This is a genomic window from Amycolatopsis sp. NPDC005961 (assembly GCF_040629235.1).
GTDB classification, from domain to species: Bacteria; Actinomycetota; Actinomycetes; order Mycobacteriales; family Pseudonocardiaceae; genus Amycolatopsis; species Amycolatopsis camponoti.
Genome location: NZ_JBEXVF010000014.1, coordinates 70530 through 85307, shown reverse-complemented (window position 1 = coordinate 85307; position 14778 = coordinate 70530). Strand labels below are relative to the sequence as shown.

The 14778-nt window shown below is 72.9% G+C and carries 14 protein-coding genes; 7 read left to right on the top strand and 7 right to left on the bottom strand.

The window, feature by feature from the left end:
- Positions 1–23: 23 nt before the first annotated feature.
- Complete coding sequence (locus ABZ342_RS15720) at positions 24–995, bottom strand: methyltransferase (protein WP_360473300.1); 972 nt, start codon at positions 993–995, stop codon at positions 24–26.
- Between the two features lie 47 nt (positions 996–1042).
- Here ABZ342_RS15720 and ABZ342_RS15715 point away from each other — a divergent pair, with 47 nt between their 5' ends.
- Positions 1043–1306, top strand: a complete 264-nt coding sequence (locus ABZ342_RS15715; RefSeq protein WP_360473298.1) for a hypothetical protein — start codon at positions 1043–1045, stop codon at positions 1304–1306.
- Here the strand turns inward: ABZ342_RS15715 and ABZ342_RS15710 are convergent.
- Positions 1255–1866, bottom strand: coding sequence for a thioesterase domain-containing protein (locus tag ABZ342_RS15710; protein WP_360473296.1), 612 nt, complete (start codon positions 1864–1866; stop codon positions 1255–1257). The genes ABZ342_RS15715 and ABZ342_RS15710 overlap by 52 nt on opposite strands.
- 186 nt (positions 1867–2052) lie before the next feature.
- On the opposite strand from ABZ342_RS15710, the gene ABZ342_RS15705 reads away from it, so the two are divergent.
- The 3 genes from ABZ342_RS15705 to ABZ342_RS15695 all read left to right on the top strand — a co-directional run bounded on the left by ABZ342_RS15705 (position 2053) and on the right by ABZ342_RS15695 (position 6810).
- Positions 2053–5136, top strand: coding sequence for a BTAD domain-containing putative transcriptional regulator (locus ABZ342_RS15705; protein WP_360473294.1), 3084 nt, complete (start codon positions 2053–2055; stop codon positions 5134–5136).
- A 102-nt stretch (positions 5137–5238) separates the two neighbouring features.
- A complete protein-coding gene (locus ABZ342_RS15700) occupies positions 5239–6006 on the top strand; it encodes a GntR family transcriptional regulator (RefSeq protein WP_155544712.1) in 768 nt (255 codons plus the stop codon).
- Between the two features lie 60 nt (positions 6007–6066).
- The gene (locus tag ABZ342_RS15695; protein ID WP_360473292.1) at positions 6067–6810 is read left to right on the top strand and encodes a hypothetical protein; all 744 of its coding nucleotides are present in this window, start codon (positions 6067–6069) and stop codon (positions 6808–6810) included.
- Here the strand turns inward: ABZ342_RS15695 and ABZ342_RS15690 are convergent.
- From ABZ342_RS15690 to ABZ342_RS15675, 4 genes are read right to left on the bottom strand one after another with little or no spacing between them, the layout of a single operon-like run.
- A complete protein-coding gene (locus ABZ342_RS15690) occupies positions 6782–8089 on the bottom strand; it encodes a hypothetical protein (RefSeq protein WP_360473290.1) in 1308 nt (435 codons plus the stop codon). The two genes, ABZ342_RS15695 and ABZ342_RS15690, sit on opposite strands and share 29 nt — an antisense overlap.
- Entirely contained in the window at positions 8086–8469 is a 384-nt protein-coding gene (locus ABZ342_RS15685) for a PTS mannose transporter subunit IIAB (protein WP_360473288.1), read from the bottom strand. Before ABZ342_RS15685 ends, ABZ342_RS15690 begins: the two co-directional genes overlap by 4 nt.
- A gap of 11 nt (positions 8470–8480) precedes the next feature.
- Complete coding sequence (locus ABZ342_RS15680; protein WP_360473286.1) at positions 8481–10106, bottom strand: PTS system mannose/fructose/sorbose family transporter subunit IID; 1626 nt, start codon at positions 10104–10106, stop codon at positions 8481–8483.
- Between the two features lie 6 nt (positions 10107–10112).
- Positions 10113–10589: a PTS sugar transporter subunit IIB gene (locus tag ABZ342_RS15675; protein WP_155544707.1), complete on the bottom strand. Its 477-nt coding sequence runs from the start codon at positions 10587–10589 to the stop codon at positions 10113–10115.
- Between the two features lie 397 nt (positions 10590–10986).
- On the opposite strand from ABZ342_RS15675, the gene ABZ342_RS15670 reads away from it, so the two are divergent.
- The 3 genes from ABZ342_RS15670 (at position 10987) to ABZ342_RS15660 (ending at position 14557) form a co-directional block, all read left to right on the top strand.
- Positions 10987–12249 carry a ricin-type beta-trefoil lectin domain protein gene (locus ABZ342_RS15670; protein ID WP_360473284.1) on the top strand — a complete coding sequence of 421 codons (1263 nt, stop codon included), beginning with the start codon at positions 10987–10989 and terminating at the stop codon, positions 12247–12249.
- A 60-nt stretch (positions 12250–12309) separates the two neighbouring features.
- Positions 12310–13254 (top strand): MBL fold metallo-hydrolase, encoded by a 945-nt coding sequence (locus tag ABZ342_RS15665; RefSeq protein WP_155544705.1) that lies wholly within the window; start codon positions 12310–12312, stop codon positions 13252–13254.
- 109 nt (positions 13255–13363) lie between these two features.
- Complete coding sequence (locus ABZ342_RS15660; RefSeq protein WP_360473282.1) at positions 13364–14557, top strand: glycoside hydrolase family 64 protein; 1194 nt, start codon at positions 13364–13366, stop codon at positions 14555–14557.
- On the opposite strand, the gene ABZ342_RS15655 is transcribed toward ABZ342_RS15660, so the two are convergent.
- Positions 14554–14736 (bottom strand): hypothetical protein, encoded by a 183-nt coding sequence (locus ABZ342_RS15655; protein ID WP_155544703.1) that lies wholly within the window; start codon positions 14734–14736, stop codon positions 14554–14556. The two genes, ABZ342_RS15660 and ABZ342_RS15655, sit on opposite strands and share 4 nt — an antisense overlap.
- Between the last annotated feature and the right edge of the window lie 42 nt (positions 14737–14778).

Here is a 14778-nt window from a genome sequence, read left to right as displayed (position 1 = left end):
GCCGGTCAGAGACACCGCAAGACTCATCCGATGCCGAACTCCAGCACGGACCGCCCCTCGCTCACGTCCGTCACCGCGTCGAGCACCAGGCCGTGGGGCGCCGCGACGGCTTCGAACTCGGCGACCCGGCGCTCCCGGCCGCCGAAGATGACGAGCATGGCCAGATCCATGTCCGTGCGGCCGCGGCGCCCGCCGACCGCCTCGACGACCAGCACCCGGCTGTCCGGGCGGGCCGCCTCGACGCAGCGGGCCAGGATGCGCCCGGCGTGCTCATCGTCCCAGTCGTGCAGGATGTCGCACAGCAGGTACGCGTCCGCCCCCGCCGGGAGGGGGTCGAAGAAGCTGCCCGCGACCACCGATGCCCGCTCTTCCGCGGCGAAGGTCCGGGCGGCGGCGGAGACGTCGAGGTCGACCAGCCGGCCGCGCGTCCCGGGGTGGGCCGCCAGGATCGCGGCGAGCAGCGTGCCCGGACCGCCGCCGAGGTCGACGACCGTGGCGAACCGGCCCCAGTCGTACCCGGCCGCGAGCTGCGGGGCGTCGGCGCGCAGCCGGTGCGTCATCTGCCGGTCGAACGACTCGCGCAGGGGCGGGTGCTCGGCGAGGTCGCCCCAGAAGTCGCGCCCGTACCGGCGGTCGTAGCCGGGCTCCCCCGTGGTGACGCTGTGCAGCAGCTCGACGAACGCCAGCTCGGCGCGCCCGCCCGCGGTGTCCAGGTTCAGCAACACGCCGGTCAGGGTGTCGCCGCAGAGGTGCTCGCCGTACCCGGTGGTCCGGTAGCCGGTGGCCGTCCGCTCGAAGAACCCCAGTGTCGTGAGATGACCCAGCAGCAGCCCGAGCGGGACCGGCGCGACACCGAGGTCGTCCGCCAGCCGGCCGGGGTCGGCGCCGGACCCGCGGAGCCGGTCGGGCAAGCCGAGGGTCACCGCCACCCGCAACGCCATCGGGGTCGCCAGGCCGGCCATGCGCAGAATCGTGTTCGCGTCGTCACTCCCCATGACGATCGATGGTCCCAGCGCCAGGATTCCTCCACAAGGGACGGCTAGTGACCGGTCAAGCACTGGCCGCAAAGGGAAGCGATATGGAAGCCGGTTCGGGCAAGATCGGCCGCAATCCGAACCTGAGGAGTCGAACCATGAACGCCCGTCTGCTCCAGGCCGTCATCGGCACGGCCTTTGTGGCTGCCCTCGTCTTCGCGCCCGCCGCCCAGGCGGCCGAGAAGCCGCCTCAGACCGGCCCGTCCATCGGCGTCGGTCCCTACATCGGCGACTCGCCCCGGCCCGGGACGGCCAGCGCCGACACCAAGTGACCGGCGCGCAGGACGGCGTCGCGCAGCAGCGCGCCGCTGTCCCGCGCCCGGGCGGGGGCGAGCACGAACCCCGCGTTCGTGTGCTCGCCCCACCCCGTCATCACGTGCGGCTCGCCGAACCCGCGGATCGGGCACGGCAGCGGCGGCGCCACGGGCACGTGCGCGTCGCTGGCCAGCAGGCTGACGTCCGCGCGGGCCGCCTGCTCCGGCACGGCCCGCGCGGCCCGGTCCGGCGGCGCCTGGTGCGCCACGACGAGTGCCCGCGGAACCCCCAGTCCCGCGGCCACCCGCCGCTGCGCCAGCCGGTAGGCCACCAGTGCGCCGAGCCCCGCGCCGAACAGCACGTGCGGGCGGGCGAGCACCCCGGCCAGCTCCGCCGCGAGCGACTCCACCAGCAGCCACATGTCCCGGTACGAGTGCTCCTCCCGGCGCTCGCCCCGGCCGGGCAGCTCGACGACGTGCACGGCGATCCGCGGATCGCGCCACGCCCGGTACCGGCCGGCTGCCTCCCCCGCGTCCGGGAAGCAGACGAACAGCAGGCGTCCGTCGTCGGTGTCCACCCGCGGCCCCCTTTTCTCCTCGGCCGCCGTTGCCGATCCGACCGGAAGCAGGCCGCCCCTCGAGCACCACGTAACCGTTGCTCGGGAGCGATGGCCGTGACTGCGGTCGGATCGGCAACGAACGGCACAAGTAGGGTCGGGCACGGCACTTCCGTTCCGCTTCGGTCGGCCTTCTGGGGGCTCCACGTGCGCTACCGCTTGCTCGGGCCGGTCACGGTCCTCGGCGACGCGGGCGCCGTCCGGCCCGGCGGCCAGAAGCAGACGTCCGTGCTGGCCGCGCTCCTGCTGAACCCGAACCGCGTGGTCGGCGAGGACCGGCTCATCGACCTCACCTGGGGCGAGAACGCGCCGCCGAGCGTCCGCGGCCGGCTCCAGGTGCACATCTCGGAGCTGCGGAAGCTCCTCGGCCGTGACGTCATCGTCCGGCGCGCGCCCGGCTACGTGATCGAGGTCGCTCCCGGTGACCGGGACCTCGACGTGTTCGACGACGAGGTCGCCCGGGCGAGGGCGACGTCCGGCGCGGCGGCCGTCACGCACCTGCGGGCCGCCTTGGCGTTGTGGGACGGCACCCCGCTCGGCGGGGTGAGCGAGCCGCTGGCCGAGTACGAAGGCCCGGCGCTGGCCGAACGCCGGCTCGTCGTGCTGGAGGAGCTGTACGAGCAGGAACTGGCTTCCGGGCGGCACGGCGAGGTCGTCGGCGAGCTGCGCCGGATCGTCGAGGAGCACCCGTTCCGGGAACGGCTGCGGGCGGCGCTGATGCTCGCGCTGCACCGCTGCGGCCGCACGCCGGAAGCCCTCGAAACCTACGCGCGGGCGCACGAGCTGCTGGTCGACGAGCTCGGCATCGAACCCGGCCAGGCCCTGCAGGACCTGCGGATGCGGATCCTGCGCGGCGAAGGCGAACCGGTGCCGGCCACGGGCCCGGTCGTGCCGCGGCCCGCCGAGCTGCCGCTGGACGTCCGCGGGTTCACCGGCCGGGCACCGGAGCTGGCCGCGCTCGACGAGCCGGGCGACGTCTGGGTGATCACCGGCACCGCCGGCGTCGGCAAGACCGCGCTGGCCGTGCACTGGGCCCACACCGCGCGGGCGGGCTTCCCCGACGGCCAGCTGTACGTCAACCTCCGCGGTTTCGAAGCCGACGACGAGCCGCTCACCCCCGCCGCCGCGCTCGCCCAGCTGCTGCGCACCCTCGGCGTCGACCTGCGGGACGTGCCGCCGGGCATCGACGACCAGAGCAAGCTCTACCGGTCGCTGCTGGCCGACCGGCAGGCGCTGGTCGTGCTGGACAACGCCCGCGACGCCGCCCAGGTGCTGCCGCTGCTGCCGTCGTCGGGGCGGGTGCTGGTGACCAGCCGCCACCGGCTCGACGAGCTCGTCGCGCGCACCGGCGCCCGGTCGCTCGGCCTGACGCAGCTGCCGGCGGACGACTCTCGCGCATTGCTGACCGCCCTGCTCGGCGAGCGGGCCACCGCCGAACCCGAAGCGGCGGACGAACTGGCCCGGCTCTGCGGCCACCACCCGCTCGCGCTGCGGATCGCGGCGGCGAACACCGGGGTCGCGAGCCTCGGCGAGCTCGTCGACGAGCTGCGCGGCGACCCCCTGGCCCAGCTCGGCTTCGACGGTGGCGAAGAAAGCGCCGTCGCGAAGGCGTTTTCGGTGTCCTACCAAGCCTTGCCGCCCGCGCTGCGGCACGCGTTCCGGCTGCTGGCGCTGGTGCCGGGCGCCGACTTCACGGCGGTCGCCGCCGCGGCGCTGCTGGACGTGCCGGCCGAGGAGGCGACCCGGCGGCTGCGCGGGCTGGCCGCGGCGAACCTCCTGGAGGCGCACGCGCCCCGCCGCTACCGGTTCCACGACCTCGCCCGGCGCTACGCCGAGCGGTGCGTCCGCGCCGACGAAGACGAAGCGTCGCGCGAAAAGGCGTGGGAGCGGCTGTTCACCGGCTACTGCGCGGCCGCGGACGCCGCCGTCGCGCTGCTGGGCGCGCGGATCGTGAAGCTCCCCCGCGAAGACGCCCCGGCGGCGCCGAGCCCGATCGCGTTCGCCGACGCCGCGGAAGCCGTGGCCTGGCTGGACGTCGAGGTGCCGAACCTGGCGGCGGCGCTGCGGCTGGCGGCGACGCGGGGGCCGTACCCCGCCGCGTGGTACCTCGCCGACGCGCTGCGGCGGTTCTTCCACGACCACGGGCGCCGCGCGGAGTGGCTGGAGCTGGCCCCGATCGTCCTGCACGCGGCCCAGCAGCACGGCGCCCAGCCGGCCGAGGCGCTGGTGCACCTGTCGATCGGCGGCGCGTACTTCCGCGAAGGCCAGCACGAGGCGGGCATCCGGCACTCGGAGAAGGCGGTGCTGGCCAGCCGGGCGTGCGCCTGGCGCGAATGCGAGGCGACGGCGGTCGCGAACCTCGGGTCGATGCTGGAGTGGACCGGCCGGCTGTCGGAGGCCGTCGAACACAGCCGGCGTGCGATCCAGCTGTTCCGCGAGCTGGCCAACCCCTCGGGCGAGGCGCTCGCGCTGAACTCGCTGAGCTGCCACTACCGGCAGCTGGGCCGGCTGGAGCAAGCCGAGGACTGCCTGTGCGAGGCCGTCGCGCTGTGCCGCCGGGAAGATCTGCGGTTCTGGGAGGCCGCGAACCTGGCCGACCTCGGCTGGGTGCTGCTGGAGACGGGACGCTTCGACGAGGCCGCGGAAGCGGTCGAGGGATCCCTGAGCGCGTTCCGCGGCCTCGGTTCGAGCTTCGGCGAGGCGACCGCGCTCACGGCGTTGAGTGCGTTGCAAGGCGCCCGCGGCGACCACGACGCGGCGGCGCGAACGGCGGAAGAGGCCCTCGACCGCGTCCGCCGCGACGGCGACCGCCAGGTGGAAGCGGCCGCGTTGATCGCGCTGGGCCGGGCGTCGGAAGCCGGCGGCGACCTGGCCTCGGCCGAGCGCGTGCTGAGCGAGGCCCGGGAACTGGCCGCGGAGTCGGGTCTGCGGGGTCAGCTGGCGGAGGCGTCGGCGACGCTGGCGTGGGTGCTGGCCGCGGCCGGCCGGGTGCCGGAAGCGGGCGAGCACGCGCGAACGGCGCTGGACGCCGCACGCGCGGGCGGTTACCGGCTTTTGGAGGCACAGGCACTGCTCGGCTTGGCGGCGGTCGAGGGCGCGGCCGGCCGTTCGATGCTCGCCGACGGGACGGCGCGCGAAGCACGGGGGCTCTACCGGTCGGTCGGGCACGTGACGGGAGAAGCGCTGGCCGAACGGTTCCTCGCGGACTTCGCCCGCCGCGCGACCGGGTGACACCGGCCGGAATTACGCCGTCTCCCGGCGGGAAAGCCGTTTTCCCGGACCTCACCCGCCGCGCGTGTTACCTCCGGCCCGTCCGCGCGACATACTGAAGCCATGCCTCGTCCGAAACACGTCCCCGCGAGCGATCTCCGGCTCCCGGACGCGCTGCAGCCGGGGCGACCCAAGGGCGACCAGCTCCGCGAGATCATCGAAGCCGTCGCGACCGAGGCCGGTCCCGGGCGGCTGATGCCGTCCGAACGGTTCCTCGCCGAGCACTTCGGCGTCGCTCGCGGCACCGTGCGCCAGGAGATCAACCGCCTGGTCTCCGACGGCGTCCTCTACCGCCAGCACGGCACCGCGACCTTCACCGCCGACCGCCAGGCCCCGCACATCGACATGCTCACGTCGTTCACCGAGGACATGAAGGCCCGCGGCGTGATCCCGAAGACGAAGGTGCTGCACGCCGAGGTCCTGAGCGCGGGCCCGCGCATCGCCGGCCGCCTCAACGTCCCCCCGGGCGCGCGCGTGTTCCGGCTGGAGCGCCTGCGGTACGTCGACGACGAGCCGTTCGCGGTCGAGCGCACCAACCTGTCCGTCGACCGGTTCCCCGACATCGAGCTGTTCGACTGGGAGACGCAGTCCCTGCACCGCACCCTCGAGGAGCGCTGGGGCGTGCACGCGGAGTGGAACGACACGGCGATCTCCGCAGTCCTGCCGAACACCCTCGACGCGGGTCTGCTCGGCATGGAACCCACCCAGCCGTGCCTGATCATCGAAGGCACGCTCCACGACCAGAGCGGCGGCGTCATCGAAGCGGGCCGCTCGCTCTACCGCGCCGACCGCTACACGGTGTTCACCCAGGCCCGGCGCAGCCCGGTCTGACCGGGCAACCCCGGTGCCTCCTCCGGCGTGTTCCCCGGCACGGACGCCGGGGAGGACCGCATGGCACGCCGGAGCAAGTTCTTCGCACTCGCCGCCCTCGTGGGGTCGACGGCCGCGCTCGCGGCGTGGTCCACCCGCCGTCCCCGCGCGAAGCGGAAGCCGAAGCCCGAGCGGAGTCCGAAGCCGAGCCCGCCCCCGCCGGAGGACGATTCGGCCTGGCACCGGCGGAAGGCGCACCGGCGGCTGGTGTTCACCGGCGTCCTCGTGGCCTCGGCGGCGATCTCCGTCTGGGCCGCCCACCAGGAAACCCGGATCGGGGAAGGCGGCGTCCTCGTGGGTGGCTTCGGCGTGCTCGGCGCAGTCCTGTGGGCGGTCGCCTGGCGGCGGGGCGCCTGGGCCCCGGGCGACGACTTCGGCCAGCTGACCTTCACCATGCTGGGCCTGTTCGTCCTGGCCTTCTCCGGGCCGGGCCTGGTGACCGACCTGGTCCTGACCCACCGCGGCGCGCCGATCCTGATCGAGGTGGCGCCCGCGCGCCCCTCCCACGACGCAACGCTCGTCCTGCCGGGCGGCTCGACGCCGTTGCGCGGTGATCTGCGCGGCTTCGCGGACACCGTCGAGGGGGAACGGTTCACCGTGTTGTACGACCGCGGCCGGTTCGTCCGCCCGGCGCTGCCCGAAGACGTGAACCCCTCGCTCGGCACGGTGTTCTTCCTGGCGGGCGCCGGGATGCTGGCCGGCACCGTGCTCGGCTTCGGGTTTCCCCTCGAGTGGCCTAGGTGGGGCGGCCGTGATGCGTCTTGAGCAGCCGCAGGCAGTGCTCCACCAGCACATCCCCCGCGTCCGGCCCGAAGAGCGTCACGTACGACTCGTAAACCCCGCCCCGATGTCCCTCCGCGTCCGGCAGGTACCCCAGGTACCCGTCGGTGTAGCCGATCACCCGCGTGTGCCGGAACGGGCTTCCCCGCCGGATGCGCAGCCCCAGTGACGCGAACAGCTCGAACGGTGTGTGCAGCCACGCGATCTCCCCCAGCGTCACCACGCTGACCGGGACCTCCGCGCAGCCCGTCGGGCGGTCGGTCGCCGCCATCGCCGCCAGCATCGCGCAGCCCTCGTAACGGGTCTGCGCGATCCGGACCGCCGGGTGGTCCTCGCCGTGGTGGGCCAGCTCGCTCTGCCACTCGCGCTCGGCCGACTGGCGCAGCTCCAGGCTGTCCTCGAGCGACGGCACCTCGCGGTAGGGCAGGAACAGCGCCGACCGGGACACCCGGACCGGGCCGGTTTCCGCCGTCGCGGAGGCCGCCGCCAGCGTGCGGGCGATCGACGTCGCCAGGTGGCCGCCGAGGGTGCGGACTTCGGCGTGGTCGCGGCCGCGCCGGACGAACCGGGAGCTCGCGTCGCCCGCCGCGCCCTGCAGGAACGCCGCCACCGGCTGGCCGATCAGCGCCGCCAGCTCGCGCCGCGTCGCGCCCGGCCAGTCCGCCGACCACGTCAGGTTGTCGGGCCCCAGCACGGTCGGGTGGCTGGCGTAGTCGAACAGCAGCGCGGCCGGCGTGCCGTCGTCGCGGCGCAGCTCCAGCACCCCGAACGACGTGTCGTGCGGCCCGTCCGGCCGGTAGCGGTTGCCGCCGACGGCCTCCGTCGCCCCCGCGTGCCAGCTGGCCCGGACGCGGCCGCGGCACGCGCGCAGCCGCAGCGCCGCGCCGGTGACCGTCTCCGCCATGCGGCCGACCAGCCCGGCGTCGCGCCGGCCCGGCAGCCCGGGGTGCAGCGGGCCGGTCCAGCCCTCGGGCCCGGAATGCGTGTGCGACGCGCAGACGAGCACCCGCGCCGGGTCGATGCCCACCGCGGCCGCGACGGCGTCGGTCAGGGTGCGGGTGAGGCCGGCGTCGACCGCGAGCGCGTCGAGCGCCACCCACAGCACGCCGGGGTCGTCCTCGGTGGACAGCCAGATCAGCGACGCCTCGAGGTCGTCGTGCGTGCCGGTCGCGACGCCGTCCCTGGCCAGGTAGCCGCCGAGCGGGTGCCCGGGTCCCGGCGTGATCCGGACGTCTTGCGCGGCGAGCAGGAGCGCGGCGGTCACCAGGTCGATTCCAGGACGTCGACGACGCCGTCGCGGCCGGCGGCGCGAGCCACCCCGGCCAGCTCGGAGACGTCGTCGGTCGTGTGCAGCAGGACCTCCAGCAGCATCGGCAGGTTGAGCCCGGAGACCAGCTGGAGGCGCGGGTGCGCGAGCGCGCGGACGGCGTTGAACGGCGAGCCGCCGTGCAGGTCGGCGAGCACGAGCGCCTCGGTGGCGTCGCCGAGCAGCGCGAGCACCCGGGCGCCGAACTCTTCCGGGCTGTCGCGCGGGCTCAGCTCGCACACCTTCAGCCGCGACTGCGGGCCGAGGATCATCTCGGCGGCTTCCCCCACACCGGAGGGCAGCCGCCCGTGCCCGGCGAGGATGATCGGAACGGACATGGCGATGTCTCCTAACCTTTCGCCGGGGGCGACGGCGCGAACCAGCCGAGCCACCCCAGGGCCACCCCGGCGACGACGACGATGGCGATGATCCAGACGGGCCGCAGGCGGGCCTTGGCCGTCAGCAGGTAGACCCCGGCGGTGACGAGCACCGGCAGCAGGAACGGGACCAGCTCGTCGAGCCGGTCCTGGATCGCGACGGCCTGCGTCACCGGCTGCCCCTGGACCGTCGTGGTCTGGCGGTAGGTCAGCGTGGTGACGACCTTGACGATCGACGGGATGAACCCGCCGAGCACGACGAACCCGAGCACGGTCGCCCCCTGCGCGACCCGGGCGAGCGCGCCGGCGGCCAGGTGGCCGGCCAGCCGTTTCCCTTCGCGGTAGGCGAACCCGAACTGCCAGCGCCGCACCAGCGCGTACGGCACGAGCACCATCACCGCGGCGAAGGCGGGGCCCAGCCAGCTTCCCTGCAGCGCCCACGACGCGCCCATGGTGAAGATGATGCTGTTGTACAGCGCGAAGACGACGGTGTCGCCGATGCCGGCCATCGGCCCCATCAGCGCGACCTTCGTGCTCGCGGCCGACTTCGGCGTGCCCGCTTCCTCCAGTGCGACGCTCGAGCCGAGGATCAGCGGGCCGCCGATGAGCACCGAGGTGTTGAAGAACTGCAGGTGCCGCTGCAGGCCGGCGACGTAGTCGGCTTTCTCCGGGTAGAGCCGGCGCAGCACCGGTTCCATCGAGTACGCGAACCCGAGCGCCTGCATGCGCTCGTAGTTCCAGGAGATCTGGCTCGACCAGAAGTACCGGCGGAACACGCGGCGCAGGTCCTGCTTGGTCAGCCGTGGGTCCACAGTGTCCTCTTCGGACTCTTCGGCCGTCTCGGGGACGGCGAGCGCCGGTTCGTCGCGCTTCAGCGTCACGAACAGCATCGCGACCGCGACGCCGATCAACCCGATGCCCAGCAGCGGCACGTGGAGGTAGGCGAACGCGACGAACCCGATCAGCAGCAGGTACCAGTACCGCGACAGCTCCATCATCCCGAGCAGCAATGCGAACCCGACGGCGGGCAGCAGCGACCCGGCGAGCGTCATGCCCTGCACGAACCCGGCCGGGATGCTCGCGGTGATGTCCTTGACCAGGCCGCCGGACGCGGCGAGCGCGGCGAGGAACGTCGGGATGGCGCGCACCGCCACCCACGGCACCAGGCTGATCCAGTGGATCAGCGCGAGGCCGCGCGCGTTGCCGTCGGCGGCGTAGCCGTCGGCCCGGTGGACCAGCGCGGTGGTGATGATCTTGCCGACCGGGTCGAGCGCGGAGAGCAGGATCGCGGCCGGCAGCCCGACGCCGAGCCCGATCGCGACCTGGGCGGACGTGTCCCCGGCGGCGCCCGCGGCCAGCGCGGTGCCGACGATCGCGCCGGTCTGGTAGTCGGGGATGGTCGCGCCGCCGTAGGTGTAGACGCCGAGGGCGGCCAGCTCCAGCGTCGCGCCGATCAGCAGGCCGAGCAGCGGGTGCCCGACGATCAGCCCGGCGACCGAGCCGGCGATCAGCGGACGCTGGGCGTAGATGAGGAACGGGCCGAGCCCGTCGTAGGTGCAGTAGATCGCCCACAGAGTCAGGGCCAGCGCGACGAGCATGCGGGGCTAGAGCCCTTTCCGGTCGAGCAACGGGACGAATTCGGCGGGCTTGTCGTGCGGCATCAGCTGCGTGACCAGCGGGACGCCCGTGGCGGCGAGCTTGCGGTAGGCGTCGGCCTCGTCCGCGGTGACCGCGATCGAGCGCGTGACCATGGTGTAGGCGGTGCCGGGGCGCGGGGCGACGTTGCCGACGTTGACCGTTTCGGGCCGCAACCCGCCTTCGACCAGGCGAAAGGCGTCCCCGGGGTCTTTCGCGAGGATCATGACGTCCGCGCCGACGGTCAGTTCGAGCGCTTCGGCGACGGTGCAGACGTCGGTGGGCAGCCCGCGGGCGGCCTGCGGGAGCAGTACCCGCTGCAGGTCGTCGGCGGCGACGTCGTCATTGCAGACGACCAGCCGGCGCACGCCGAGCCGCCGCGTCCACGCGACGGTGACCTGCCCGTGGATCAGCCGGTTGTCGATCCGGACGTGTGCCCCCGCCATGTGTCTCCTCCCGGCCGGCAGCACCCATCCTGGTTCGTACCAGTAGTTGTGTCAACGCGGTCTGTGACCGGAGGTTTTCAACGACGGCTTCGCGCGGCCGACGGAAGGACCCCTCAGACCTTCCGTCGGCCCGCGAGCGCGAAGCCCCCCTCGGTTTTCCCGGACCCTCCCATAAAGGTATATACCAGTATGAACGTACGAGATCGACTGTCAAGACCCTTGACGCCCCGCGGTCCGAAAGATCATTTTCAATCGTACGATCGAAAATCCCGTGGGCGATTCACCCCAGGCTGTCCGTTCTTGTCAGTGACAGCCCGCTCACCCGCTGCCTATCATCCTCAGTGGTCTAGACCGCACTTCTCGTCCCCTGTCGCACCGGGAAAGGCGGAACTCCCCCATGACCGCGAGAACCTGGCGCCTCGCCGCGCTCAGCACCGCCCTGGTCTTCGCCACCGCACTGCTGCCTTCGGCCACCGCGGCCGGCGGCGACGGCACCGAACAGCTGCCCGGTCACCTGCGGGACCAAGCCGCCGCCGCGGCGCCGATGTCCACCGTCTGCGACGGCGACGGCACCAGCGGCAAGCGCGTCCAGGCCCTCTACGTCCGCGGCGCCGCCCAGGCGGACCGCTACGCCCAGTTCGCCGGCCAGTTCCAGACCTTCGCGAGCCAGATCGACGACGGCTTCGTCGAGGCCGCGAGCCGGCTCGGCGGCGGCGTGCGCCACGTCCGGTACGTCACCGACTCCAGCTGCCGCGCCACCGTGAACAACGTGACCATCGCCCAGTCCGACATGGCGACCGTCGACACGATCACCAACGCCATCAAGGCGCAGGGCTACAACCGCGCCGACCGCAAGTACATCGTCTGGTACGACGAGGACGGCTGCGGTCTCGCCTTCGGCAACGGCGGCAACGACAGCCCCGGCTCGGCCAACCCGTACAACGCCGGCCCGCACTACGCCACGGTCGGCACCGGCTGCTGGTCCTGGCAGGCCACCGGACACGAGCTGCTCCACACCCTCGGCGCCGTCCAGGGCAGCGCGCCGCACTCCAGCGCGTTCGGTCACTGCTGGGACGACGAAGACATCATGTGCTACGACGACGGCGGCCTCCCGAACCCGCCGGGCACCCTCGTGAAGGTCTGCCCGGGCGCGCCGGAGAACCAGTTCGACTGCCTCGGCGACGACTACTTCAACACCAATCCGGCGCCCGGCAGCTACCTGGCGACCCACTGGAACGTCGCGACCAGCGCCTACCTCATCGCGAGCGGCACGCCCTACCCCGCCGGCACCATCACCGGGCTCGGCGGCAAGTGCGTCGACGTCAGCGCGTCGAACACCGCCAACGGCACGGCCGTGCAGCTCTGGACGTGCAACACCACCCCCGCCCAGCGCTGGACCAGGCAGAACGGCACGATCCGCGCCTTCGGCAAGTGCCTCGACGTCGCCAACAGCGGCACCGCGGACGGCACCCTCGTCCAGCTCTGGGACTGCAACGCCACCGGCGCGCAGACGTGGCAGGCGCGGTCGGACGGCACGCTGCTGAACCCGCAGTCGGGCAAGTGCCTCGACGCGACCGGGAGCTCGTCGGCCGACGGCACCCGGCTGCAGATCCGGACCTGCTCGGCGGCGGCCAACCAGCGCTGGGTTATCGCCGGGTAAAACTCCGCAACCTGCTCGCGCCCCCGTCGTTAACCGCTTCGTCAGTCCAGGGGAGGAACCATGCCGGCCGTCACATCGAACATCGTCCCGCTCCGGCACGCGCGCCCGGGCGTGGTCGCGTACGTGAAGAGCCCGGCGGAGTGGTTCGTCTCGAACTGCGGCTGGATCCAGGGCAGCGAAGGCGTCGTGCTGGTCGACACGTGCGGCACCGAGCAGGCGACGCTGGAGCTGATGCGCGACGTCCGCAAGTACGCGGGCGAGCAGGAGCTGACCGTAGCCATCACGCACGCGCACGGTGAGCACCACAACGGCGTCGGGGTCGCGCTGCGCGAGGGCGGGACGGCACTGGCCGCCCCCGGCAGCGTCGACCTCGTCAAGGCCGGCCCGCAGACCTACGGGAACGTCTTCACCTACACCCAGTGGGGCGTGCTCGAGCCGCCGGAGCCGGCCGCCGTCCGGAAGGTGGCCGGCTGGCAGCGCCTCGACCTCGGTGGCGCGTTCGCCGACGTCGTGGCGGTGCCGGGCGTCGCGCACACGGCGGGCGACCTGGTGGTGCACGAGCCGCGCTCGGGCACGCTCTTCACCGGCGACCTCGTGAGCGTCGGCGACACGCCGCTGGCCGTGCACGGCTCGATCACGGGCTGGCTCGACGCGCTCGCCTGGTTGCAGGACACGTTCCGCCCGCGGACCGTCGTCCCCGGCCACGGCCCGGTGGCGACCCCTGGCCACAGCGCGCTGCACGCGATGCGCGTCTACCTGGAGTGGCTGCTCGAGGTGACGGAGCGTCAGACGGACTTCACGAAGCTGGCGAACCGGGCCTCGATGCGCTGGCCGACGTGGCGCAACCCCGAACGCCACATCGGCAACCTGATGCGCGCGTACGCCGACCAGCACGGCCGGAAGCTGGACGTCGACCTGGCGATCGACGCCGTCCTCGCGGCGGCGGGCGGCCGGATCGACCTCGACTGCCTGCTGGGCGGGGAGCCGGTCCGCCGGATCTCCTGACGCTGCTCCGTACGGTGGCTGATAATTATCAGCCTTTGACAACCGTTCCCGGCGCCCCGTGCAATGGTCTGGACAACTTGCGATCACCGGCCTCGACGAGGAGGCGCCCGTGCGCACCAGACCGTTCTTCCGGCGACTGACGACCCTGGCCGCGGCGGCCGCCGTCGCCGCCGGGCTCGCCACCGCCCTCGCCCCGGCGGCCGACGCCGTGCCGGCCACGATCCCGTTGAAGATCACCAACAACTCCGGCCGGGCCGACCCGATCTACCTCTACGACCTGGGCACGTACCTCGCGACCGGGCAGCAGGGCTGGGCCGACGCAGGAGGCGCGTTCCACGCCTGGCCGGCCGGCGGGAACCCGCCGACCCCGGCGCCGGACGCGTCGATCGCCGGGCCCGCGAACGGCCAGTCGATCACCATCCGGATCCCGAAGTTCTCCGGCCGGATCTACTTCTCCTACGGGCAGAAGCTGGTCTTCAAGCTCACCACCGGCGGGCTGGTGCAGCCGGCGGTCCAGAACCCGTCCGACCCGAACGTGAACATCCTCTTCAACTGGTCGGAGTACACGCTCAACGACGGCGGGCTCTGGATCAACAGCACCCAGGTCGACATGTTCTCCGCGCCGTACGCGGTCGGTGTGCAGCCGGTCGGCGGCACCACGAAGAACACCGGCCACCTGAAAGCGGGCGGCTACAACGGTTTCCTGAACTCGCTGCGCGAACAGGCCGGCGGCTGGGCCAACCTCATCCGGACCCGCTCCGACGGCACGGTCCTGCGCGCGCTCGCGCCCGGCCACGGCATCGAGGCCGGCGCGCTGCCCGCGAACGTGCTGCAGGACTACATCAACCGCGTCTGGACGAAGTACAGCTCGTCGACGCTGACCGTGACACCCGTCGCGGACCAGCCGAACGTGAAGTACTCCGGCCGCGTGTCCGGCAACGTCATGAACTTCACGAACACGTCAGGCGGGTTCGTGACGGCGTTCCAGAAACCCGACTCCGACAGCGTTTTCGGCTGCTACAAGAACCTCGACGCCCCGAACGACGTCCGCGGCCAGATCTCGCGCACGCTGTGCGCGGGCTTCAACCGCTCGACGCTGCTGACGAACGCGAACCAGCCGGACCCGAGCCCGGCCGGGTTCTACCTGGACGCCGTCACGAACCAGTACGCGAAGAAGATCCACGCGCAGATGGCGGACGGCAAGGCGTACGCGTTCGCCTTCGACGACGTGGGCCACTACGAGTCCCTGGTCAACGACGGCAACCCGGCGACGGCGTACCTGACCCTCGACCCGTTCAACTAGAGCCGTACGACGTCCGGCAGCACCGGTGTATCCCCGAGCCACGCGCCGCAGGCGGGTACGCCGGTGCTCTGCGGCACCGGCACCGCCTTGCCCACCTTGACGAGGACCGCCGGCTGCCCGCAGGCGGCGAGGTCCAGGACCAGCAACGGTATGACGAGCAGTATTTTCCGGATCCGCATATCGCTCACCCCGGTTTGTCTCCACACTCCCACCCGGCACAC

Excerpts from the sequence above, each read along its gene's own strand:
- ABZ342_RS15665 (WP_155544705.1), top strand. The coding sequence starts at position 12,310 with ATGCCGGCCGTCACATCGAACATCGTCCCGCTCCGGCACGCGCGCCCG.
- ABZ342_RS15680 (WP_360473286.1), bottom strand. The coding sequence starts at position 10,106 with ATGCTCGTCGCGCTGGCCCTGACTCTGTGGGCGATCTACTGCACCTAC.
- ABZ342_RS15675 (WP_155544707.1), bottom strand. The coding sequence starts at position 10,589 with ATGGCGGGGGCACACGTCCGGATCGACAACCGGCTGATCCACGGGCAG.
- ABZ342_RS15700 (WP_155544712.1), top strand. The coding sequence starts at position 5,239 with ATGCCTCGTCCGAAACACGTCCCCGCGAGCGATCTCCGGCTCCCGGAC.
- ABZ342_RS15655 (WP_155544703.1), bottom strand. The coding sequence starts at position 14,736 with ATGCGGATCCGGAAAATACTGCTCGTCATACCGTTGCTGGTCCTGGAC.
- ABZ342_RS15720 (WP_360473300.1), bottom strand. The coding sequence starts at position 995 with ATGGGGAGTGACGACGCGAACACGATTCTGCGCATGGCCGGCCTGGCG.
- ABZ342_RS15670 (WP_360473284.1), top strand. The coding sequence starts at position 10,987 with ATGACCGCGAGAACCTGGCGCCTCGCCGCGCTCAGCACCGCCCTGGTC.
- ABZ342_RS15685 (WP_360473288.1), bottom strand. The coding sequence starts at position 8,469 with ATGTCCGTTCCGATCATCCTCGCCGGGCACGGGCGGCTGCCCTCCGGT.
- ABZ342_RS15695 (WP_360473292.1), top strand. The coding sequence starts at position 6,067 with ATGGCACGCCGGAGCAAGTTCTTCGCACTCGCCGCCCTCGTGGGGTCG.